General features: G+C 39.2%; 19 protein-coding genes and 1 other annotated feature. Of the genes, 18 read left to right on the top strand and 1 reads right to left on the bottom strand.

The annotated features are described in order from the left end of the window. Positions 1–18: 18 nt before the first annotated feature. The 9 genes from gltB to BM000_RS16705 all read left to right on the top strand — a co-directional run bounded on the left by gltB (position 19) and on the right by BM000_RS16705 (position 14,108). The gene (gene gltB, locus BM000_RS00835; RefSeq protein ID WP_091493687.1) at positions 19–4,578 is read left to right on the top strand and encodes a glutamate synthase large subunit; all 4,560 of its coding nucleotides are present in this window, start codon (positions 19–21) and stop codon (positions 4,576–4,578) included. A 15-nt stretch (positions 4,579–4,593) separates the two neighbouring features. Then, positions 4,594–6,084, top strand: coding sequence for a glutamate synthase subunit beta (locus BM000_RS00830; RefSeq protein ID WP_091493683.1), 1,491 nt, complete (start codon positions 4,594–4,596; stop codon positions 6,082–6,084). A gap of 520 nt (positions 6,085–6,604) precedes the next feature. After that, entirely contained in the window at positions 6,605–7,678 is a 1,074-nt protein-coding gene (locus BM000_RS00825) for a branched-chain amino acid aminotransferase (RefSeq protein ID WP_091493680.1), read from the top strand. 399 nt (positions 7,679–8,077) lie between these two features. Beyond that, positions 8,078–8,602, top strand: coding sequence for a VanZ family protein (locus BM000_RS00820; protein ID WP_177178158.1), 525 nt, complete (start codon positions 8,078–8,080; stop codon positions 8,600–8,602). A 68-nt stretch (positions 8,603–8,670) separates the two neighbouring features. Then, positions 8,671–8,892 (top strand) — a binding site (T-box leader). A gap of 192 nt (positions 8,893–9,084) precedes the next feature. Next, on the top strand, positions 9,085–10,200 hold the full coding sequence (proB, locus tag BM000_RS00815; RefSeq protein ID WP_091493675.1) for a glutamate 5-kinase: 1,116 nt from the start codon (positions 9,085–9,087) through the stop codon (positions 10,198–10,200). 2 nt (positions 10,201–10,202) lie between these two features. Beyond that, entirely contained in the window at positions 10,203–11,450 is a 1,248-nt protein-coding gene (locus tag BM000_RS00810) for a glutamate-5-semialdehyde dehydrogenase (protein WP_091493672.1), read from the top strand. Between the two features lie 130 nt (positions 11,451–11,580). After that, positions 11,581–12,507, top strand: a complete 927-nt coding sequence (locus BM000_RS00805) for a manganese-dependent inorganic pyrophosphatase (RefSeq protein ID WP_091493670.1) — start codon at positions 11,581–11,583, stop codon at positions 12,505–12,507. 104 nt (positions 12,508–12,611) lie between these two features. Beyond that, positions 12,612–13,871 carry a threonine ammonia-lyase IlvA gene (gene ilvA / locus BM000_RS00800; protein WP_091493667.1) on the top strand — a complete coding sequence of 420 codons (1,260 nt, stop codon included), beginning with the start codon at positions 12,612–12,614 and terminating at the stop codon, positions 13,869–13,871. Positions 13,872–13,955: 84 nt separating this feature from the next. After that, on the top strand, positions 13,956–14,108 hold the full coding sequence (locus tag BM000_RS16705) for a hypothetical protein (RefSeq protein ID WP_177178157.1): 153 nt from the start codon (positions 13,956–13,958) through the stop codon (positions 14,106–14,108). Here the strand turns inward: BM000_RS16705 and BM000_RS00795 are convergent. Then, positions 14,105–14,548: a YaiI/YqxD family protein gene (locus BM000_RS00795; protein ID WP_091493664.1), complete on the bottom strand. Its 444-nt coding sequence runs from the start codon at positions 14,546–14,548 to the stop codon at positions 14,105–14,107. The genes BM000_RS16705 and BM000_RS00795 overlap by 4 nt on opposite strands. Before the next feature lie 69 nt (positions 14,549–14,617). Between BM000_RS00795 and BM000_RS00790 the strand changes: the two genes are divergently transcribed. The 9 genes from BM000_RS00790 (at position 14,618) to BM000_RS00750 (ending at position 23,592) form a co-directional block, all read left to right on the top strand. After that, the gene (locus tag BM000_RS00790; RefSeq protein WP_091493661.1) at positions 14,618–15,493 is read left to right on the top strand and encodes a CvfB family protein; all 876 of its coding nucleotides are present in this window, start codon (positions 14,618–14,620) and stop codon (positions 15,491–15,493) included. Positions 15,494–15,710: 217 nt separating this feature from the next. Next, the gene (locus tag BM000_RS00785) at positions 15,711–16,037 is read left to right on the top strand and encodes an ATP synthase subunit B family protein (RefSeq protein ID WP_091493659.1); all 327 of its coding nucleotides are present in this window, start codon (positions 15,711–15,713) and stop codon (positions 16,035–16,037) included. Continuing rightward, a complete protein-coding gene (locus BM000_RS00780) occupies positions 16,024–17,985 on the top strand; it encodes a V-type ATP synthase subunit I (protein WP_091493657.1) in 1,962 nt (653 codons plus the stop codon). The genes BM000_RS00785 and BM000_RS00780 overlap by 14 nt, the downstream gene beginning before the upstream one ends. A gap of 20 nt (positions 17,986–18,005) precedes the next feature. Then, entirely contained in the window at positions 18,006–18,482 is a 477-nt protein-coding gene (locus BM000_RS00775) for a V-type ATP synthase subunit K (RefSeq protein ID WP_177178156.1), read from the top strand. Between the two features lie 26 nt (positions 18,483–18,508). After that, positions 18,509–19,099 carry a hypothetical protein gene (locus BM000_RS00770; RefSeq protein ID WP_091493652.1) on the top strand — a complete coding sequence of 197 codons (591 nt, stop codon included), beginning with the start codon at positions 18,509–18,511 and terminating at the stop codon, positions 19,097–19,099. 9 nt (positions 19,100–19,108) lie between these two features. Then, on the top strand, positions 19,109–20,119 hold the full coding sequence (locus tag BM000_RS00765) for a V-type ATPase subunit (RefSeq protein ID WP_245751537.1): 1,011 nt from the start codon (positions 19,109–19,111) through the stop codon (positions 20,117–20,119). After that, positions 20,109–20,420: a V-type ATP synthase subunit F gene (locus BM000_RS00760; protein WP_091493647.1), complete on the top strand. Its 312-nt coding sequence runs from the start codon at positions 20,109–20,111 to the stop codon at positions 20,418–20,420. Before BM000_RS00765 ends, BM000_RS00760 begins: the two co-directional genes overlap by 11 nt. Before the next feature lie 18 nt (positions 20,421–20,438). After that, on the top strand, positions 20,439–22,223 hold the full coding sequence (locus tag BM000_RS00755; RefSeq protein WP_091493644.1) for a V-type ATP synthase subunit A: 1,785 nt from the start codon (positions 20,439–20,441) through the stop codon (positions 22,221–22,223). After that, a complete protein-coding gene (locus BM000_RS00750; RefSeq protein ID WP_091493641.1) occupies positions 22,216–23,592 on the top strand; it encodes a V-type ATP synthase subunit B in 1,377 nt (458 codons plus the stop codon). Before BM000_RS00755 ends, BM000_RS00750 begins: the two co-directional genes overlap by 8 nt.

The raw sequence follows: 23,592 nt of genomic DNA, 5'->3' as shown, positions 1-23,592 counted from the left end.
TTTTTGGGGGCATGTTTCATGAAATTCAATAAAATGGCTGAAAAACAAGGATTATATCAGCCGCAGTTTGAACGAGATAATTGTGGAATTGGGTTATATGCCCATATTAAAGGTAAACGCACACATGATATCGTCAAACAAGGGCTTGAAATGCTGACAAAGCTTGATCACAGAGGTGGTCAGGGTAGCGATCCCGAAACTGGTGATGGATCTGGTTTAATGGTCCAAATACCAGACTTATTCTTTAGAAAGGCACTACCTACGATTCAATTTCCTGAGGAGGGCCGATATGGTGTTGGTATGACATTCTTCTCGCAAGATGACCCAAACATAATAAAATGGGAATCAACCATTAATCAAATTATAACAGATGAGGGTCAAGAAGTATTGGGCTGGCGAACCACGCCGACAGATGTCAGAAAAGTCGGAAAAAAAGCACAGGATACTGCACCATATGTTAGACAAGTGTTTATTAAAGCAAATGATGACATAAAAACGACAATAGAATTTGAACGAAAGCTATACTTGATTAGAAAACAAGCCGAGCGAATAGCTAAGGAGAATGAGGATGCTTTTTATTTTCCAAGTTTCTCAAGTCAAACAATTGTTTATAAGGGCTTGTTAACATCAGATCAAGTGGGTAAATTTTATTTAGATTTACAGGATCCCGAATTTATCTCAGCGTTTTCACTCGTACACTCACGCTTCAGTACAAATACCTTTCCGAGTTGGGAACGCGCCCATCCAAATCGTTATTTAATTCATAATGGTGAAATTAACACACTCAGAGGAAATGTAAATTGGATGCGGGCAAGAGAGCAGCAATTTGTTTCAGATGCCTTTGGTGAGGATCTAAAAAAAGTATTACCGATTCTAAATGCAGAGGGTAGTGATTCATCAGTTTTAGATAATGCTTTAGAATTTTTTATTCTAGCTGGAAGAACACCTGCTCATGCCGCAATGATGCTTATCCCAGAACCGTGGGAACAGAACAAAAGCATGTCGCCGGAAAAGCGAGCTTTTTATAAATATCACAGCTGTTTAATGGAGCAGTGGGACGGACCAACATCAATTACCTTCACTAATGGAAAGCAGATTGGTGCTATTCTTGATCGAAATGGCTTAAGGCCGGCACGGTATTATGTAACAAAGGATGACTACATTATTTATTCATCTGAAACTGGTGTTATTCAAGTCGATGAAACGGATGTTGTGTTGAAAGATCGTCTTCGTCCAGGCAAGATGTTATTAGTTGACCTTGAAGAGGGTAGAATTGTTGCTGATCAAGAAATTAAGAACGAAATTGTAACTGCTGAACCTTATCAAGAATGGCTTGATGATCAAGTCGTTACGCTATCACAAGAACAGGTTGAAACAAACCCTAAACAAATTAATTTTCTTATTGAACGGCAAAAGGCATTTGGCTATACTACTGAAGATATTGAAAAGTATTTAATTCCACTTTTGGCAAACGGTAAGGACCCAATTGGAGCCATGGGAAATGATACGCCATTAGCTGTTTTATCCAATAAAGCACAATCTTTATTTAACTATTTCAAACAACTCTTTGCTCAAGTTACCAATCCACCGATTGATGCTTATCGAGAAAAAATTGTGACATCAACGTTAACTTGGTTGGGTACTGAAGGTGACATATTACACCCTTCAAAAAAGAATAGCCATCGCATACGGTTAACAACACCGATTTTATCAAATGAACAACTAACAGAATTGAAAAATAAAGAAGCGCTAGGTTTTAAAGCTGCCGAGCTGAATAGTTTATTCACTAACGATTTGGCTGCCGGACTAAAGCGGATCCACAAGCAAGCAGAGGCTGAGATTACTGCTGGTGCCAACTTAATCATCCTTACTGATCGATATATGAATGAACAGGAAGTTGCAATTCCAGCATTACTAGCAGTGAGTAGTCTACATCAACACTTAGTCAGACAAGGGATTCGAACTAAAGCAAGTATTATTATTGAAACAGGGGAAGCAAGAGAGGTACACCATTTTGCAGCATTAATTGGATACGGCGCAGATGCCATTACACCTTATCTCGTTTACGAGACTTATTTATCGCAAATATTGTCAGATAATCTAACATTCTCCTATCAAGAAGCTGTTAGCCGCTATATTGATATTGTCACAGAAGGTGTCATTAAAGTCATGTCCAAGATGGGGATTTCGACAATTCAGAGCTATCGTGGTGCGCAAATATTTGAGGCTGTTGGCATTAGTCAAACAGTTATTGATCACCATTTCACCGGTACTGCTTCACAAATTGATGGCATTAATTTAGCGACAATTGCACGTGAAGCACAGCTACGGCATGAAGAAGGCTATCAAGTTGAAATTAGTAAATCATTAGATTCTGGAAGTGATTTTCAATGGCGAAAAACCGGAGAGCATCATGCTTATAATCCATTGACTTTGCATAAGTTGCAATGGGCAGCGAGAAGAGGGGATTACAAACTTTTTAAAGAGTTTACCGAGTCGGTTAATGACGAGCAAATTGGCTTTTTGAGAAATTTGTTTAGCTTTAAGCCAAGTAGTAAGATCGATATTAATGAGGTTGAGTCAGTTGATTCAATTGTAAAACGGTTTAAGACTGGCGCCATGTCTTTTGGATCAATTAGTCAGGAAGCACATGAGGCGCTAGCAATTGCAATGAATCGCCTTGGTGGCAAAAGTAATAGTGGTGAGGGTGGCGAAGATCCACGACGGTTCAAGGCAGATGAGAATGGTGATTTGCGCAGAAGTGCAATTAAGCAAGTGGCTTCCGCACGATTTGGTGTCAATAGTCATTATCTTGTCAACGCTGAGGAGTTGCAAATTAAAATTGCCCAAGGCGCTAAGCCAGGGGAAGGTGGGCAACTGCCTGGTCAGAAAGTTTATCCCTGGGTTGCGAATGTGCGAAATTCAACCACTGGTGTCGATTTGATTTCACCACCGCCACATCATGATATTTATTCAATTGAGGATCTTGCACAATTAATTCATGATTTAAAAAATGCTAACCGTGATGCACGTATTAGTGTAAAACTAGTCGCGAAGGCTGGTGTTGGGACAATTGCATCTGGGGTAGCAAAAGGAAATGCTGATGTCATCTCAGTCGTTGGCTACGACGGCGGAACAGGTGCCTCTCCAAAAACCAGTATTAAACATGCTGGCTTACCGTGGGAGCTAGGCTTGGCTGAGACTCATCAAACCTTGCTTATTAATGATTTAAGAGAACGTGTCGTGCTCGAAACAGATGGTAAGTTGTTAACCGGTAAGGACGTCATCCTAGCGACATTACTAGGAGCTGAAGAGTATGGCTTTGCAACTGCTCCTTTGGTTATCTTAGGTTGTGTCATGATGCGTGTTTGTCACTTAGACACTTGTCCAGTTGGCGTTGCTACTCAAAATCCTGAATTACGTAAAAAGTTTACTGGTGACCCTGACCATGTCGTTAACTTCATGCGCTTTATTGCGCAAGAGGTACGTGAAATAATGGCTGAACTTGGTTTTCGCTCATTGGAAGATATGGTTGGCCGGACTGATCTTCTCACCATAAGCGATAAAGCCAAACAGCACTGGAAGGCGAGCCAGTTAGATTTAAGCAAGGTTGTCTATCAACCTAAAGGGATTATTAAGCTTAACAAAACAAAGCAAGATCATAAAATAGAGCAGTCATTAGATATTCAAACCTTGTTACCAGCAGTTAAAGAGGCAATTGCTACAGGCGAACCTGTTGAAGTAAGTAGTAAAATTACTAATATTAATCGAGTAGCTGGAACCATTATTGGTAGTGAGATTTCAAAGCAATACGGTGGTGCTGGGTTGCCTGAGAATACGATTCGTCTAAACTTTACTGGCTCAGCTGGGCAAAGCTTTGGCGCTTTTATTCCACGTGGCATGACGCTGACACTAGCTGGCGATGCTAATGATTATGTTGGCAAAGGTTTATCTGGTGGCAAGTTAATTGTTAAAGCTCCAAAAGATGTTACCTTTAACGCAAGTGATAACGTAATCGCAGGTAATGTCTCCTTCTATGGAGCGACTGCTGGTGAGGCCTATATTAATGGCTATGCTGGTGAACGCTTTGCAGTGAGAAATAGTGGGGCTAACATTGTTGTTGAAGGTGTCGGTGATCACGGTTGTGAATATATGACAGGTGGAAAAGTGACAGTTTTAGGGAAAGTAGGTAAGAACTTTGCTGCTGGAATGTCTGGTGGAATTGCTTATGTTTTCAGTACCGACCGAGAGCGGTTTATTAATCAAGCTAATGATGAACTTGTTGATTTTGAACAGCTTGATAATCAAAAAGAAATTGCTGAGCTCAAGCAAATGGTTGACAATCATTTTGCCTATACGAATTCGTCACGAGCACGTACAATCCTAGATAATTGGGAAGCTAGTGTTGCTCATTTTGTTAAAGTCATCCCACGTGATTATAAACAAATTGTCGGACGCATCAATGAATTTGTAGCGGCAGGACAAAGTGAAGAAGAGGCAAAGATGAAGGCATTTTTATTAAAAAAAGATAATCGCTTAGCTGAATATACGGATGATCAAGAGGTTTTAGCACAATAGAAAGGAGACAGGAATATGGGGAAAGCGACTGGATTTATGGAAATTAAACGGGAGCAGGCAATCGAACGCGATCCGACTGACCGGATTAAAGATTGGAAAGAATATTCTGCTCCTTTCTCAGATGAAATGATGCAACGACAAGGAGCGCGTTGTATGGATTGTGCAACACCATTCTGTCATATTGGAATGGAAATAGAGGGCGCTACTTCAGGTTGTCCAATCCATAATTTAATTCCTGAATGGAATGATCTTGTTTACAAAGGTAAATGGAAGGAAGCCTTAGCGCGATTAATGAAAACCAATAATTTCCCAGAGTTTACTGGTCGTGTTTGTCCGGCGCCATGTGAAGGGTCATGTACAGTAGCAATTGCTGACCCTGCGGTAGCAATAAAGAACATTGAACGGGCAATTATTGATAAAGGCTTTGAGATGGGCTGGATTACGCCGAAAATTCCACAAACTCGCACTAAGAAGACAGTAGCAATTATTGGTTCAGGTCCGGCCGGTCTTGCCGCGGCTGACCAACTTAATCAGGCAGGTCATCACGTTACCGTCTACGAACGTTCTGACCGTGCCGGCGGCCTATTAATGTATGGCATTCCGAACATGAAACTTGATAAAGATGTGGTCACGCGCCGAATCAAGCTGCTGGAAAAAGAGGGTGTTACCTTCATACTAAATACTGAGGTGGGCAGCGACATTTCAGCTGAGGAGATCAGAGCAGCATTTGATTCTGTCATTCTGTGTACAGGATCACAAAAGGCCAGAGATTTACCAATCCCTGGCCGAGAATATCAAGGTGTTCATCTGGCAATGGATTATTTAACGCAAGCAACGAAATCGTTATTAACTAACAATCCAAACAGTTCATTAACAGCAAAAGATAAAGATGTTATCGTTATCGGTGGTGGTGATACCGGTGCTGATTGTGTCGCTACTGCTTTACGACAAGGGGCTAAGAGTGTTAATCAATTCGCAATTAACCCACAGCTACCTATAAAACGGGCTGATGATAATCAATGGCCTGCTTATCCAAAGGTTTTTTCTTTAGAATACGCCCATAAAGAGGCTAAAGAGAAATATGGTAAAGACATTAGAGAACATGCGATCCAAACAAAGGCATTTATTACAGATGGAAAAGATGGCCTGCAGGCGCTATATACAGTAAAAATGGCAAAAACACGTGATCAGAATGGCCAATTTGTTTATCAAGAAGTACCTAATTCAGAAGATGTCTGGCCCGCGCAATTAGTTATTATTGCCATTGGGTTCGAAGGTCCTGAGCAACCTCTATTAGAGGCATTTGGCGTTAAGCAAGAAGGTAAACGAATTGCTGCGCAATATGGCGATTTCAAAACAAATGTAGAGGGTGTATTTGCCGCTGGTGACGCAAGACGCGGGCAAAGCTTGATCGTTTGGGCCATTAATGAGGGGCGTGAGGTTGCCTGTGCGGTTGATCATTATTTAATGGGGAAAACAACGCTACCAACTGTTCAAGCAGTCTAGAATCCATCTCATCAGAGCTGATTTGGTTAATCAAACTTAATCAGCTCTGTCTATTCTTATTAACTCAACTTTCGCAGCGTAAAATTACAGTCTACCCATTGCTCTGAGCGTCTAAATAGCCAGTTACATACTTAGATAGACGTTTAATTGCATGTAAGTTTTGTGACAGAAGAACGACTCCGCGTTGGGAAGTGAGGGAGCTTCGCTTTCTGCAGGCACGAGGCGATGCCCTGGTTAGAGCTACACCGTTTTTGCGACTTAAGGAGCTAAAACGTATGTTGCTTTTGTGCCCGTGGTAAAAGCGAATCCATTGACGCCTTGAGCGTAAAATGAATTAGGATCGTTTATTTAGAGACAATAGTCAAGTTCTATACTTAATTCTAGCTATTATGCGATGACATTGGAGTTGTTCACCTTTTTTAACTGCGAAAGTTGAGTTATTAAAATAATGGTGTTTTTTTATTGGATTACATACTACAATAGATATATTAAAAAATATAGCTTTAGAGGGGGAGTTCAAATGGAAGCACATAAAATATCAGTAACAAAAGTAATGACCAAAAAACCCAAGCCTGCAAATGATCAGTTAGGGTTTGGACGCCATTTCACCGATCATATGTTTATTATGGACTATCACATTGAAAAGGGTTGGTTCGATCCGCGAATTGTCCCATATCAAGCACTAACACTCGATCCAGCAGCAATGATCTTTCACTATGGACAAACAGTGTTTGAGGGCCTAAAGGCTTATTATACTGACAGCAACGAGATACAGCTATTCCGACCGGAAGAAAATATTAAACGCCTAAATCGTTCAAGTGCTCGGATGTGTATCCCAGAAATTGATCCTGAGCTTGCCTTAACTGCGATTAAACAATTAGTGGCTGTTGACAAGGAATGGGTCCCGACAATTGAAGGTACTTCTCTTTATATCCGCCCATTTATTGTCGCAACTGAGCCTTACCTAGGCGTAGCGCCAGCGAAGCAGTACCAGTTCATAATCATTTTATCACCAGTGGGGGCATATTATAGTGAAGGGATCAACCCTGTCAAGATAGCTGTTGAAAATCAATATATCCGTGCAATTAAAGGTGGCACAGGAGAAGCGAAGACCGCCGGAAATTATGCCGGAAGTCTAATCGCTCAAGAAAAAGTTACGAATCACGGATTTGCCCAAGTACTCTGGTTAGATGGATACGAGCAGAAATACATTGAAGAGGTCGGGAGTATGAATGTCTTCTTCAAAATTAATGGTGAGGTAGTTACGCCGGCCTTAAGTGGCAGCATATTACCAGGTATTACCCGCATGTCTGTGATTGAATTACTCAAACAGTGGGGAGTACCGGTTAGGGAGACGAAGCTTTCACTTACCGATTTACAGGCAGCTTACCAACAAGGAACACTGGAAGAGGCGTTTGGTTCTGGAACAGCTGCGGTTATTTCACCAATTGGTGAGCTTCACTATCAAAGTCATGCACTGGTACTTAATAATAATCAAACTGGCCCACTTGCTAAAAAACTGTACGACACGTTAACTGGTATTCAATATGGTAAACTTGAAGATGCATTTAATTGGACCGTTTCCTTAACATAGGTATAAAAAGTGAGTAAGCCTATAAGTGGCCAAAGGACAACAATAAAAAGTAAGTGCGATAAAGTGAATCGTTAATTACTGGGATTTTCTTTATCGCTAACTGATTGGTCACAGCAGTCAAACAGCTAAATTATGACTAAAATACGACCTACCAAAGTACAGATTTCGAAGGGCGGACTGTGAGCAAGTCAGGTACATATTAACTGATATTCTCCTTAAAAGACATGGTTTCACGGTAAGAACGTGAATTGGTGAGAATCGATTAATTCTTTATCACTACGCTACGTCGTTAGTCATAGCAATCTATTATTTTCTTAATAGACAAGCAGTACTTTCTTTTGCTACATTTGATATTTTTACCTTGAATTGTAAGGTATGCTAGATGGGGGAAACCGTAGCATGTTAGAAACAAAGCTAGTTATTTTTTTTATTATTACTTTTCCAGTTTGGCTAATCGGCCGCACACGTTTTCTACGTAAAAGGAAGCGACGACCTCAGTTCCTTGGGGAAATTGTTGTCCAAATGTTTGCCTTTTATTTTTTAACAGTAGCCTACCTAACGTTTGAGCCATTCACTTTTCAAATCCCATTTATTGGGGACAGACCGTTTAGTTTTGACACACAATTATTTTATCGCTTGCTCCATATGGCACCAGGTCATATTCATCTCCAATTGCTTTATTCAATTGGAAATGTTCTTTTATTTGTTCCTTTTGGGATGTTAGCACCTGTTATCTTTACCAAGCTTCGTCATGTTGTTTTCTTAGTTTTTGCCTCATTTATGTTTTCACTGACCATTGAAATGACGCAAGCACTATTTACGTTGACGAGAATGGGGACAGTGGATGATCTTTTCTTTAATACGCTTGGTGGTCTTCTTGGTTATATAATCTTTCGTTGCGCGGCTAAGCTAGGTGGAAAATGAACAGACTTTTCTGAAAAAACTATTGACAATGTTGTTAAGCTTAAGGATAATGTAGTAAATTAATATCTTAAAAAATGATGATAGGGACCAAGTAAATAATTGATGAATGAAAGAGATTAAGACGCATTGGCTGAAACGTCTTATCATACCACTCATTATTGAATCCTACCCTTTGAATTGTTAATTACCATAATTAACCGCTTAAATTGAGCGTTATCAACTTGGCAAGAGGATAGATGTAGATCTATCAATGATGGTGGTACCGCGGAAAGCTGTTTTTCGTCCATTACATATTTATGTAGTGATCGAAAGGCTGTTTTTTTTTGATTGTTTTAATTAAGAGAAACCAACGTCAATAAAGTGAATCTTTAACTCGTGAGAATCATGCAGTCAGTTAATCTGAAATTAATTAACAACATCTGGTAAAACCACTACGGTTACTGTGCGAATAAACACTGATAATTAACAAAGGAGATGTTGTCATGGAAACGAAGCGTGTTGTTATCAAGATTGGCAGTAGCTCACTTACAAACAAAGACGGTACACTGAGTTTAAAGAAACTACAGCAATATAGTGAAGCTGTCTCCTCCTTAATGGATCAAGGTATTGAGGTTGTGCTCATCTCATCTGGTGCTGTCTCAGCAGGTTTTCGTGACTTAGGTTACTCAAGTCGCCCTGTAACCGTTTCTGGTAAACAAGCGGCCGCGGCAGTGGGGCAGGGGCTATTAATTAAAGCCTATAATGACTTTTTTAAGAAGCTGGGCTATGTTAGTGCTCAACTTCTTTTAACAAGAGATGTTTTCAGAAATGAAATTCAATTCTCAAATGTGTATCAAACCATTCGTGAGTTATTAAAGAGACGTGTCATTCCGATTATTAATGAAAATGACTCAGTAGCTACAGATGAGCTTACCTTTGGTGATAATGACATGCTGTCTGCACTAGTAAGTGGCTTGGTTAATGCTGACCTATTGATTATACTTACAGATATTGATGGCATTTATCGAGAAAACCCGCGCACCCATCCTATGTCGGCTAAGATCGATTATTTACCGCATATATCGGATGCTTTAATTAATCAAATGAGTGCCGAGTCAGGTTCTAAAGTAGGAACTGGTGGAATGAAGTCTAAACTACTAGCTGCTCAAAAAGCAACAAGCTTAGGCGTACGCTGCTTTATTGGCTTAGCAGAACAGCAAGAAGCATTAAGGTTAGTTATCAAGGGTAATGGAACGGGTTCCTATATTGGCAGTGAAGAGGCCGTCCACGTTCGAAAACAGAAGCAGTGGATCGCTTTTCATTCACAAGTTAGTGGTCGTGTCTTTATTGATGATGGAGCCAAGCAAGCAATTGAATTAGAAGGCAAAAGCCTGCTGCCGATTGGGATAGTTGCGCTTGAAGGAGAGTTTAATAAAGATGATGTTGTTGAGATCTATTATCATCATCAATTACTAGCAAAAGGACAAATTAACTATTCTAATGGGCAACTTCAGCAAATTCGCGGCTTGAATAGTCATGAGGCTAGCAAACTAATTAAAGGAACTAAGGCAGAAGCTATTCATCGTAACAAACTAATTTTAACCACACAGGGGGTTTGACTATGAAAGAGTTGGAGCTAATTGGCAAGAAAGCAAAGCAGGCTGCGGTACAACTAGCCCGTGCAACCACAATTGAAAAAAATGATGCGTTACGACGGATAGCACAGTTACTACTTGATCAGCAGGAGCTAATTATTAATGAAAATCAAAAAGACATTAACAATGCTAAGCAAGCGGGGGTTGCTCAAGCAATCATTGATCGACTAGCCTTAACAAAGCAACGTATTGTAGACATTAGCACTGCGTTAGTAAATCTAGCAACATTAGCTGATCCAATTGGTGAGACGTTAACAAGTTGGCAAAGACCAAACGGCTTAACAATTAAGCAGGTAGCTGTGCCAATTGGTGTAGTGGGCATGATCTATGAAGCACGACCAAATGTTACTGTCGATGCCGCTAGTCTCTGTTTGAAAACAGGTAATACTGTCGTCCTAAGAGGGAGTTCATCCTCAATTCATTCCAATAAAGCAATAGTAAAATTAATGCAAACAGCGCTTACCGATTCTAATATTCCCGTTGATAGCATTCAATTGGTTGAAGATACGCGTAGACAGACAGCCGAGGACATGTTTAAATTAAATCATTATCTCGATGTTCTAATACCGAGAGGCAGCAAACAGCTCATTGACAACGTGATTGCGAAGGCTTCTGTTCCTGTGCTTGAAACAGGGGCAGGAAATTGTCATATTTATCTTGATCATGATGCAGATGTAGAAATGGCACTAAAGCTCATTATTAATGCCAAGACGCAGCGACCATCCGTTTGTAATGCAATTGAAACTGTGTTAGTACACGAGGATTGGTTTGACCAACACGGCCTTACCCTAATTAATAAATTACTCGCGCATCAGGTCGAAATTCACGGGGATCAAGCGGCGACAGCAGCTTCAACTGCTGTGATTCCAGCTACTGAAGAAGATTGGCAAACAGAGTACTTGGACTACAAGCTTGCCCTTAAGACAGTCACCTCAACGCAACAGGCAATTGATCATATCAATCTGTATGGTACAAGTCATTCTGAAGCAATTATCTCTGAAAATCCAGTTAGTGTGGACCTGTTTATGCGTGAGGTTGATGCGGCCTGCGTCTACCACAATGCATCAACCCGTTTTACTGACGGATTTGAGTTCGGATTTGGTGCTGAGATTGGCATTAGTACACAGAAATTACATGCGCGAGGTCCAATGGGCTTAACAGCACTTACTTCAAGTAAGTACTTAATTTTAGGTAATGGTCAAGCCAAAGAATAATTGCTGCTAACCTTGCCGTTCCCTCTTTTCTAATAATACACAACATTTTTTTAATGAAAGATCATTTTATTTACGTTACAATATAAAAAGAAGAAGTGCGTTACATTAATCTATGAGAAGGAGCGATTTTGTGAGTAAGACATTAATTTTTGGACATAAAAATCCGGATACAGACACCATCACATCTGCATTAGCCTATGCGTACTTGAAAACACAGTTAGGCGAAGAGGCTGAGGCGGTAAGCTTAGGTGAGCCAAATGAAGAAACGGCATACGCGTTGGACTACTTCGGTGTCAAGAAGCCAAGAGTTATTAATGCTATTGCTGGTGAAACTGATCAAGTTATTTTAGTTGATCATAACGAAAAGCAACAAAGTGTTTCGGATATTGATGAGGTTAAGGTTATTGAGGTTATTGATCATCACCGCATTGCCAATTTCGAAACAACTGACCCGCTTTATTATCGAGCAGAGCCAGTTGGGTGTACGGCTACAATATTAAATAAAATTTTTAAAGAAAAGAACATTGAAATAACCAAAACAATCGCGGGATTAATGCTTTCTGCCATTATTTCTGACTCGCTACTCTTTAAGTCTCCAACATGCACCGATGAAGATATTAGTGCGGCAAAGGAACTCGCTACTATTGCAGAGGTAGATGCTGACACATATGGGTTAGCAATGCTTAAAGCTGGAGCAGAGCTTTCAGGTAAAACGATTGAAGAATTACTGACGCTTGATGCTAAGGCGTTCGAGATGGGCTCAAGCACCGTGGAAATTGCTCAAGTAAACACAGTTGATCCTACTGAACTACTTGTATTACAAGAAGAGCTAAAAGTGGCAATTGCCGAAAAAATAGAGCGTCGACAACTTGATTTGTTTGTCTTTGTTATTACCGATATTTTAACAAATAATTCAACCATTATTGCACTTGGTGATCGAATCGACTCCATTAAGCAAGCTTTTAATGTTACTTTTGAAAATGGCCTTACCGAGTTAGCAGGAGTTGTTTCAAGAAAAAAACAAATTGTCCCACAGCTTACCGAAGCTCTTTCGTAACTTTTTGGCAACTCTTGTAGTTGCCTTTTCACAGTTAGACGATAGCAACTCACGGCATTTGAGAAGATATGGCGAATTTTTTATAAAGAAGGGATCTATCAATTATGGGCACGCAATTACAATCTATTGATGTTAAGGATATTGTAATCGCACATCAACGGATAAAAGATGTCATTACAAAAACACCACTGCAAAAGGACCCAATTTTATCTGAAAAATATGAGTGTAATGTTTTCCTAAAGCGAGAGGACTTACAGGTAGTTCGCTCATTTAAGATCAGAGGAGCATACCATTTCATGCAAGGCTTATCAACCGCAGAACTGCAGAAGGGTGTCGTATGTGCTAGTGCTGGTAATCACGCTCAAGGCGTTGCCTTCTCTTGCAATGCTTTAAAGGTAAAGGGTAAGGTATTTATGCCAACGACCACACCGCGACAAAAAGTAAACCGAGTTGCCTTTTTTGGTGGTGAATATGTCGATATTATTTTAACTGGCGATACGTTTGACGATGCCTCTGATGAATCCAAACAGTATTGTCTAGAACATGATATGGTATTTATCCATCCCTTTGACGATTACCGAACGATTGTTGGACAAGGCACAGTTGGTTTAGAAATATTAGAAGCGATGGATGAACCTATTTCTCACGTTTTTATGTCAGTTGGCGGTGGTGGGCTAATTTCAGGCGTAGGCTCATACATAAAAAACATTAGCCCAGACACAAAAATTATTGGTGTTGAACCAGCAGGGGCTGCTTCTATGCAAGCATCTTTTCAAGCCAATAAAGTAGTTAAGCTTGATTATGTTGATAAATTTGTTGACGGTGCAAGTGTGAAAAGAATAGGCGACTTAACCTTCAGCATTGCTCAAAAAATTGTTGATGGCTTTGCAACCATTCCGGAGGGCAAGGTTTGCTCAACAATGCTTAGTCTCTATAGTGAAAATGCAATTGTTGCTGAACCTGCTGGTGCAATGCCAGTATCCGCATTAGATGATTATCGAGAAGAAATTAAAGGGAAAAATGTTGTCGTAGTCGTCAGTGGTGGCAATAATGATATAGATCGTATGCAGGACATTAAAGAACGATCTCTTATTTATGAAGGCTATAAACATTACTTTATTGTCAGTTTTCCGCAACGGGCAGGTGCATTGCGCGAATTTTTAACGAGCGTTCTCGGTGAAAATGATGATATTACCAGATTTGAATATACCAAGAAGAATAACAGAGATCGAGGGCCAGTGTTAGTGGGGGTAGAGCTACAGAATAAAGAAGATTACCTGCCGTTAATTAATCGAATGGCGGAAAAAGGATTCTCTTATATTGAGATTAACAAGGACCAGGATCTATTTCAGCTATTAATTTAAGTTCTACCGTAGATAGAGGATGGGAAAGGGTGAGAGTCGTTTACCAAACAATTCTCCCCTTTTTTAATTGAGAGGAGCATCATTATGCTGGTAAAAATGCTTGTGCAAACACAGTATAAAAATGAATTACTAAGAGAAAATAAAACTTATGATATTCCTGATGAAACCGCGCTAAGGTGGGATATAAGCGGTTTAGCAGTAATCGTTGAGGGACAAACCGAGAACAAGTTAGATTAAGTTTTAGAAAGTAGCATAATAAAGTTTTTTATAAAATGATCGCGATCGCTCTTAGAAAAAGGTTTCGGCCCCTTTGTTCGTCCGCCCTGCTTTCTAATTTGGGCACTTTGATAACGTGACAGTAACAAATGATCAATGTTATCTTTCTTGTAAATAAAACCTTTAGGGTGAATAACATGACAGCCCTGTTCAAGGGCTAGAGAAGCTAAGCCATAATCCTGTGTAACGACGAAATCCCCAGATTTAGCTAATGACATAAGTCTGTAGTCTGCTGCCTCATTACTAGCATCAACATAAATTTCTTTAACCGATGGTCCATATTGATGGTGGGAAAAATGGGCATAGCTTTTTATTAAATGAATAGTCAAGTTGCGTTCTGAGGCAATCTTAATAATTTCATTTGTTACTGGACAAGCATCTGCATCGACAAAGATATTCAATTTATTCCTTCTTTCTCTTGTTATATAACAGGGCTTATTTTTTATTAATAATTAAGGAGAATCAAAAATATGACAGCAATACGACCTGGTGAGACAGTACAATTAATTGTCAAAAGAGTGATTGAAACTGGCTACGTGTTGACAGAAGAAACGTCAACAACTACTGAAATTCTGCTACATCAAAACGAAACAACAGAGACATTAAATGAGAACGATAAAGTTAATGTTTTTTTATATCATAATAAAAACAAGCAACTTATTGCAACTATGAACCTTCCACGGATTAACTATGATGTTTTCGACTGGGCTGAGGTTACGGAAGTAAATGCACCATTAGGGGTTTTTGTTAATATTGGGACGAGCAAGCATATCCTCGTATCAGCTGATGATTTACCCGTTATCTCAGCGGTATGGCCACAACCTGGCGATCAACTTTATGTCACCTTAAAACAAGATAAAAAAGGGCGATTATTAGCCGACCCAATTCGAGAAGAAGACTTTGAAGGGAATTGGGATCAAGCCCCAGAAACACTATTTAATCAAGACATCTCTGGGCGGGTTTTTCGTTCGGGTAAAGAAGGTGCTGTTGTCATCACGGATCAGGGCTACCGTGGTTTTATTCATAGCAGTGAAAGAAAAAAAGATTTGCGCTTGGGTGAGTGGATTGACGGTCGTGTCATTAAAGTTAAGCACGATGGCAGCTTAAATCTTTCATTATTGTCAAGAAAGCAAGATGCACAAGCCGAAGATGCTTACATAATTTTGCAATATTTACAAAAGCACAATGGCATAGTGGCATTAGATAATAAATCAGACCCTGAGGAAATTGCCATTCATTTTAACATGAGTAAAGCTGCCTTTAAAAGAGCGATCGGTAAATTATATAAGGAACGTTTAATTGTTCAAGAAAATGGTAAAACAATTTTAATAAATGATAAAAATTAGTGACCAATTACCCTTATGCGTATAAGGATAATTACATTTTTTTAAATAAGCTTTACCTCGTTCTTACCTATTAAATAGCTTGGTATCAAAAGAAACTCAGTTAATTCACATAATTTAAAACATTTGAACACGGTGTTTAAAAACGTTATAATGTTCTTACTTGAAGCTTTTTTACGTTACATATTGCTTGCTGAATGATAGGGGGTGCAAACGAAAGATGGGCTTAGAAACCATTGATGAAGTAAAAAAAATAGAACATCAAGCTACTCAGCTTGAACGTGACTATCAAGAAAAATTGAAAGACATGCAAAATGATACTCAGGAAAGAATAAACCAGTTAACTGAAGAGGCAGAAACAGAAATACGTGCTTTTAAAGAACGTGAACAAGAGAAAAAAGATGCAAAGCTACAAGAATTAAAGGCAACATATCAGCAAGAGCAAGAGAAAGCAATCAACCAACTTGAAGCAAATTTTGAACGAAACAAGGATCAGTTGGTTAATGCGGTTATTGAGGAGGTCATGAGGAAATATGGCAATAGCTAAAATGAAAAAACTAACGCTCATCTCCTTTCATGAATTAAAGGATCAATTGCTGCAATCTGTTCAAGCACTGCAGAACTTCGAAGTTGTTGATTTGCAAACGATAAATATTGACAATTATGACTTTTCTGTAAATGATGTTGATAATCTTGATCACCATATTAAAAAGCTTGGAACAACTATCAATCAAGTTCAGTCGGCATTGTCCTTTCTAGAATCTTATTTACCAAAAGAATCTTTAGTAAATAAACTTAGAGCAAGCAAGGAAGAGCTCTCTCTAGAGGAGCTGGAAGTTGAAATTAGAAAGTTTTCTCCAAAGGACTTAACCAAACAGCTCCTTGACATGCAATTAAAGCTTGATCAAATAGCTGAAACAAGAAATGAACTGGATGAGGAAGAAGTTTTTTGGTCAAGGTGGCGTAACTTAGAATTTAGTATGGGTGATTTGCAAAAAATGCAATATATTGTTGGAAGTATTGGGACAGTCCCTCAGCATGTTCAAAATAAATATATAAATTATTTAAAGTCTAGTGCAGATTTATATGTTAATGAAATTTATCAGACTTCAGATGAGCATGGTATTTTAATTGTTTACGATAAACGGGACACTAATCTAAAATCTATGCTTGCAAGTCATCATTTTGTCGATTTGACCGAGCGATTTAGTGTAAATCCAAAGGACAGATTAAAGGCTATTCAAGAGCAAATCACGAAGTTAAAAAAAGAGAAAAGCGATCTTCAAAGTAAACTGAAAAAAATGAAGGATCAGGAGTGGCAATTAAAACTAACAGAAGAATATCTATACGCAAAGCTACAGAGGGAGAAAAGTAAGAAACTAATTATTGATGAAAACCATTTATTTGTGATGGAGGGTTGGTTAGAAGAAGACAACATCTCATCATTTAGGAACAATTTTCAACAGCTTTTACCTGAGACGGATTATGCCTTAGTTGTAGAAGACATTGCCGAGAGTGATCTGGATAATGTTCCAATAGTTTTAAAAAATAATGATCTTATTGCTCCCTTTGAAGGAATCACAGCCATGTATAGCCTTCCGAAATATAATGAAATTGATCCTACCCCATTTTTAGCTCCATTTTATCTCGTCTTCTTTGGCATGATGGCCGCTGATTTAGGATACGGACTATTACTATGGCTTGCTACTTTCATTGCAATTAAAGCATTTAATTTTGAAAAAGATATGAGAAGGAATATGAAGTTCTTTCACCTCTTATCCTATCCAACAATGATTTGGGGACTTATCTATGGTTCGTTTTTCGGGGCCGAATTACCATTTGTTTTATTGTCAACGACTAATGATGTTATTACCATTTTAATTTTATCGGTCGTTTTAGGAGTGATTCAGGTATTCTTTGGTTTAAGTATTAATACCTTCCTTAAGCTTAAGCAAAGCGATAAGTATGGTGCAGTTGCAGACGGGCTAGGTTGGATTGGCATTTTTGTCGGAATCATTATCTTACTACTTGGTAATATGATCCTAACAAATGAAATTATAAGTACAATTGGTGCCATTATTGCGATTCTGAGTGCAGTGAGTATTTTATTAGCCTCAATGTTGGGAGCCGAGAATAAGGGTGTTGGCCTAGGTGTTGGCTTTTACAATTTATATGGTATCACTGGCTATATTGGTGATATTGTAAGCTACACACGTCTAATGGCGTTAGGTGTTTCAAGTGGTAGTATTGCGTTAGCCTTCAATATGATTATTGGCTTCTTCCCTACATGGGGTAGATTTACCATTGGCACCATTTTGTTTGTTGCATTACATGCAGTAAACTTAGGGTTAGCTTTTCTAGGTTCATATGTTCATGGAGCCCGGTTAATATTTGTAGAATTCTTTGGTAAATTCTATGAAGGTGGCGGTAAAGCGCTAAATCCACTAAGGACATTGGAAAAATATATTCAACTTAAAAAACAAAAGGAACTATAAAGAGACGGAGGAATTTTATAATGCAAACTTGGTTACAATTTTTTATGGAAAATAACGGTGGTTTCATTTTTTCAGCACTAGGTATTGGTATAGCGGTTGTACTATCATGTATTGGTTCAGCAAAAGGGGTAGCAATGACTGGTGAAGCTGCAACTGCCCTTATTAAAGAACAACCTGAAAAGTTTGGTAAAGCACTGATTCTACAACTATTATCTGGAACGCAAGGTTTATATGGATTTGTTATTGGATTCTTAATCTATTTAAACATGACGCCTGATATGGCACTTGCCGACGGAATTTACATGTTAATGGCTGCACTTCCAATTGCATTTACTGGATTAACTTCTGCAATTGTTCAAGGTCGCGTTTCTGCTGCATCAATCCAAATTTTAGCGAAGCGAGAAGAGGAGAATTCTAAAGGTATTATCTTTACGGCAATGGTTGAAACTTATGCTATCTTAGGGTTTGTTATTTCCTTCTTACTTATTTTAGCCTAGTCAATAATAGTGAGAGGATGAGGAATATGCAAGATTTGCAAAAATTATCTGTTCAGATTTTAGAAAAAATAAAAGAAGAAGGTAATAAAAAGCTAAATGTGAACGAAGACGAGATGCGTCGTAAACTTGATGAACATGAGCAAAAACTTGTCGAGAGCAAGCAAGAACGTCAGTCTGTTATTGCCAGCCAAGTAGCAGGAGAGTACGAGCGGGAAGCCCAGACTTTAGCTAATCGCCAAAGAAATGCTATTCTGGCTAAAAAGCAAAGCATGCTTAACACTGTTTTTGATGAAGCAACGAAACAGTTGGCTGCATGGGATTATGAAAAATTTTCATATTTCTTAAAAGGTGTCTTATCACAATTAGACCAACATTCTAGTTGGCTAATTGTTCCGGGAGAGCTTTCAGATCAGCTGTTTCAACATGATCAAGTGAAAAAAATCTTAATGCAATATCCTTCAGTAACACTTTCTGAAAATTTAATAAAGCATAAAGCTGGTTTTATTGTCCAGCAAGCTGGCATCGATTATAATTTCTGCTTTGATGTGCTCGTAAAAGAGCTTAAAAAAGAATTTTCTCCACAACTTGCAACCTTAGCATTTAAAAATAATGAATAAGGGGGGAGAATGATGAAGGATACTCAATACAAGGGTGTAAATACCCTATTACGTGTATATGAAACGAAGCTGTTAACACGTGAAGACTATGAAAAAATGCTGCGGGCTGAGAGTCTTCAAGAGGCATTAGAGGTATTAAAAAGCACGGACTATCATTTTGATGATCAAGAAATTTTACTTAATAAGGATTTTGACTCCTTCTTATTATATCGACTGAGAATGATTTATGAAGAATTGTATGAGGTTACGCCTAATTCTGAAGTGGTGCAAATTTTCTCATTACGCTACTCATATCATAATGCTAAGGTACTACTTAAACAGCGTTTTACCGATTTATCGTTAGAGCATTTATTAATCCCAATTGGGAAGTATCCCGTTACAACGATTAAGAATTTAGTTAACACTCAACAATCGGCAGAGCTTAATCCAATTATGATTGAAGCTGTTAATGAAGCTATTGCTGATTTTGAGACTTATGGAAGAGTGGAAGCAGCTGATGTGTTTATGGATACGTATTACTATAAGCATATGCGTGCTATTACTGATCGCCTCAAGAATGAGACGATTACACGGGTTGCTGATGTCTTAATTGATTTAGATAATCTTTCAACAGTAGTAAGAAGCATAAATCAAAATAAATCTCGATCTTTTTTGCATACGGTTTTGTCAAGCTCTGGTTCAATTCCCAAACAAGCTATTATTAATTTAGCAGATCAGGGTGCTGTCTCGATATTAAATGAGCTTTATTTAGAAAAGCCATATGCAGATAAGTTACAAGCAGTACTTTCAGATTCAAAAGATACGATTAATCCCATGCTGTTGGATAAAGTTATTGATGAGATTGTGCACGAGTTAATGGAAGAAGGCAAATACCAGCCATTTGGCCCGATGCCGGTCATGGCTTTTATGTTTGCAATTGAAAAGGAAATAACAAATATTCGGTTAATACTGGTTGGCAAAGACAATCAAATTAATGAAGATACGTTGAGAGAAAGGATGCGACCAATTTATGGCTCATAAAATTGCTGTGGTAGGTGACAAAGATTCGGTGCTTCCTTTCAAAATTCTTGGCTTCAATGTGTTTGCTGCAGCAAATTCACAAATTGCTCGTGAAACAATTGATTCATTAGCAGAACGTAATTATGGTGTGATTTATTTAACCGAAGCAATGGCAAAGGAAATACCAGATACAATTAAACGTTATGATGCTGAGGTTCAACCTGCAATTATTCTAATCCCTAACCACAAAGGTTCGCTTAATATTGGCAAGGGAAGAATACAAGAAAATGTTGAAAAAGCAGTTGGCCAAAACATCTTATAATTTTAGGAGGGGACTTATTTGAAAAAAGGAAAAATAGTTAAAGTTTCCGGTCCTTTAGTAATGGCAGCGGGGATGGAGCACGCTAATATTCAGGATCTCTGTTATGTAGGAGATATGAGGTTGGTTGGCGAGATAATTGAAATGCGTAATGATGTTGCTTCAATTCAAGTATATGAAGAAACGTCTGGTATGGGACCTGGTGAGCCTGTTGAGACAACAGGGGAAGCCTTGTCTGTTGAACTTGGACCTGGGATCGTTTCACAAATGTTCGACGGTATCCAGCGTCCACTTGATACATTTAAGGCAAAGACAGAGAGCAACTATCTTGTTAGAGGTGTGAATATTACAGCCTTAGATCGTGAAAGAAAGTGGGATTTTACTGCTACAAAGGCTCCAGGGGACTATGTTGAAACAGGGGATATTGTCGGGACCGTTCAAGAAACTAAAGTTATTGAACACCGTGTAATGGTTCCTCACGGCGTTAAGGGCACATTAAAAACCATTACAGATGGTGCTTATGCACTTGATGATATCGCGTTTACGATTGAAACAGATAACGGACTCAAGGAATTAACTCTTTTACAAAGATGGCCGGTTCGTCGTGGTCGTCCTTTTAAAAAGAAACTAAACCCGGATAAGCCGATGCTAACCGGTCAACGTGTTATTGATACGTTCTTTCCAATCACTAAAGGTGGAGCAGCAGCGGTTCCTGGTCCTTTCGGTGCTGGAAAAACAGTCGTGCAGCACCAAATAGCAAAATTTAGTGATGTTGACCTCGTGGTTTATGTAGGCTGTGGTGAGCGTGGTAACGAAATGACTGATGTACTAAATGAATTTCCAGAATTGATCGATCCAAATACGGGTGAGTCACTGATGGAGAGAACGATTTTAATTGCGAATACATCTAATATGCCAGTAGCAGCTCGTGAGGCTTCTATTTATACTGGTATTACCATTGCCGAGTACTTTCGTGATATGGGCTATAACGTTGCTATTATGGCTGATTCAACTTCACGATGGGCAGAAGCACTTCGGGAAATGTCAGGTCGTTTAGAAGAAATGCCAGGTGATGAGGGCTATCCTGCCTATTTAGGTAGCCGAATTGCGGAATACTATGAACGTGCTGGTCGAACCATTACTTTAGGTTCTGATGATCGAGAGGGAAGTATTACAGCGATCGGTGCTGTATCGCCACCAGGTGGGGATACTTCAGAACCAGTTACACAAAACACGTTACGTGTGGTTAAAGTTTACTGGGCGCTTGACTCATCATTAGCGCAAAGACGTCATTTCCCGTCTGTTAACTGGCTGACTTCATATTCTCTCTATCTTTCTGAAGTCGGTACTTTTATGAATGATGAACTCAAAGAAGATTGGTCAGGGATGGTGCAGCGTTCGATGACTATTCTGCAAGAAGAAGCCGAGCTTCAAGAAATTGTTCGTCTCGTTGGGATTGAGTCACTGTCAGAGAAAGACAGATTAACAATGGTTATTGCGCAATCATTAAGAGAGGATTACCTACAACAAAATGCTTTTGATGAAGTAGATACCTATACATCACGAGAAAAGCAATACATTATTCTAGATCTAATCCTTTCCTATGAAGCAGAGGGGCGTGAAGCCATGCGTCTAGGTGCTTACTTTAAGGAAATTATTGATGGTACAGAAGCTTTACGCGATAAGATTGCCCGAGCCAAGTTTATTTCTGAAGATAATTTGGCAGATATTAAAGCAATTAAGCAAGAAATTAAAGCTAGGATTCATGAGATTGTTGCTGAAGGGGGGATGACGAAAAATGCTTAAGGAATATAAAACAGTTAGCGAAGTCGTTGGCCCTTTAATGGCAGTCGAGCAAGTCGAGGGTGTGAAATTTGATGAGTTAGTTGAAGTCCAAATGCAAACTGGCGAGATTAGACACGGTCAAGTTTTGGAAGTTAACGGTGATAAAGCAATGGTTCAGATTTTTGAAGGGCCAAGTGGCATTAATATTAAGGATACGAAGGTTCGCTTTCGCGGTAAGCCTTTGTCAATTGATGTTTCCGAAGATATGGTTGGACGTGTGTTCAATGGTATGGGACAACCGATGGATGGTGGTCCAGAAATTATACCTGAAGACAGCTTAGATGTTAACGGTCAAGCAATTAATCCGATTGCTCGTGATTACCCTGATGAGTTTATTCAAACAGGTATCTCTGCAATTGATCACTTAAACACACTTGTCCGCGGGCAAAAACTACCCGTCTTCTCTGGTTCAGGCTTACCTCACAAAGAATTAGCTGCACAAATTGCTCGTCAAGCAAAGGTGTTAAACAGTGATGAAAAGTTTGCCGTTGTTTTCGCTGCAATGGGGATTACCTTTGATGAAGCTGAATATTTTATGGAAGACTTTCGCAAGACGGGTGCAATTGATCGCTCGGTTATGTTTATTAACTTGGCAAATGATCCAGCCATTGAACGGATTGCTACACCAAAAATGGCGTTAACGACAGCAGAGTACTTAGCATTTGAGAAGGATATGCATGTTCTCGTCATTATGACCGATATGACATACTATTGTGAAGCTTTGCGTGAAATCTCGGCTGCTCGTCGTGAGGTTCCTGGGCGCCGTGGTTATCCTGGTTACTTATATACCAACCTGTCTACGCTATATGAACGTGCTGGTCGTTTAGTCGGCAAGAAAGGTTCCGTTACACAGATTCCAATTCTCTCGATGCCTGAGGATGATATTACGCACCCAATTCCTGATTTAACAGGCTATATTACCGAAGGACAAATTATTTTATCTGGCGATCTAAACAAAGCAGGTTATAAGCCGCCTATTAACGTTTTACCTTCACTGTCTCGGTTAAAGGATAAAGGGACTGGCGAAGGGAAGACAAGGAAAGACCATGCACCGACAATGAACCAATTATTTGCTGCTTATGCAAAAGGGAAAGAAGCGAAGGAATTAGCTGTTGTTCTAGGTGAGTCGGCTCTATCAAAAACCGATAAATTGTATGTTGAATTTACCAAACGTTTCGAGGAAGAATACATTAATCAAGGATTTTACACGAACCGTTCAATCCAAGAAACGCTTGCTCTGGGCTGGGAATTACTCTCTATCTTACCTCAATCTGAGCTTAAGCGCATTAAGAGCGATTTGATCGAAGAGTATATGCCGAAAGGAGAGTGA

The sequence above is a fragment of the Amphibacillus marinus genome, assembly GCF_900110345.1.
Classification (GTDB): Bacteria; Bacillota; Bacilli; order Bacillales; family Amphibacillaceae; genus Amphibacillus_D; species Amphibacillus_D marinus.
This window is presented reverse-complemented; position numbering and strand designations above follow the sequence as displayed.

Coding starts and splice junctions, on each gene's coding strand:
- BM000_RS00810 (WP_091493672.1), top strand. CDS start 10,203: ATGAAAGAGTTGGAGCTAATTGGCAAGAAAGCAAAGCAGGCTGCGGTA.
- ilvA (WP_091493667.1), top strand. CDS start 12,612: ATGGGCACGCAATTACAATCTATTGATGTTAAGGATATTGTAATCGCA.
- BM000_RS00780 (WP_091493657.1), top strand. CDS start 16,024: ATGGCAATAGCTAAAATGAAAAAACTAACGCTCATCTCCTTTCATGAA.
- BM000_RS16705 (WP_177178157.1), top strand. CDS start 13,956: ATGCTGGTAAAAATGCTTGTGCAAACACAGTATAAAAATGAATTACTA.
- BM000_RS00775 (WP_177178156.1), top strand. CDS start 18,006: ATGCAAACTTGGTTACAATTTTTTATGGAAAATAACGGTGGTTTCATT.
- BM000_RS00750 (WP_091493641.1), top strand. CDS start 22,216: ATGCTTAAGGAATATAAAACAGTTAGCGAAGTCGTTGGCCCTTTAATG.
- BM000_RS00820 (WP_177178158.1), top strand. CDS start 8,078: ATGTTAGAAACAAAGCTAGTTATTTTTTTTATTATTACTTTTCCAGTT.
- BM000_RS00825 (WP_091493680.1), top strand. CDS start 6,605: ATGGAAGCACATAAAATATCAGTAACAAAAGTAATGACCAAAAAACCC.
- proB (WP_091493675.1), top strand. CDS start 9,085: ATGGAAACGAAGCGTGTTGTTATCAAGATTGGCAGTAGCTCACTTACA.
- BM000_RS00765 (WP_245751537.1), top strand. CDS start 19,109: ATGATGAAGGATACTCAATACAAGGGTGTAAATACCCTATTACGTGTA.
- BM000_RS00790 (WP_091493661.1), top strand. CDS start 14,618: ATGACAGCAATACGACCTGGTGAGACAGTACAATTAATTGTCAAAAGA.
- BM000_RS00785 (WP_091493659.1), top strand. CDS start 15,711: ATGGGCTTAGAAACCATTGATGAAGTAAAAAAAATAGAACATCAAGCT.
- BM000_RS00760 (WP_091493647.1), top strand. CDS start 20,109: ATGGCTCATAAAATTGCTGTGGTAGGTGACAAAGATTCGGTGCTTCCT.
- BM000_RS00770 (WP_091493652.1), top strand. CDS start 18,509: ATGCAAGATTTGCAAAAATTATCTGTTCAGATTTTAGAAAAAATAAAA.
- BM000_RS00830 (WP_091493683.1), top strand. CDS start 4,594: ATGGGGAAAGCGACTGGATTTATGGAAATTAAACGGGAGCAGGCAATC.
- gltB (WP_091493687.1), top strand. CDS start 19: ATGAAATTCAATAAAATGGCTGAAAAACAAGGATTATATCAGCCGCAG.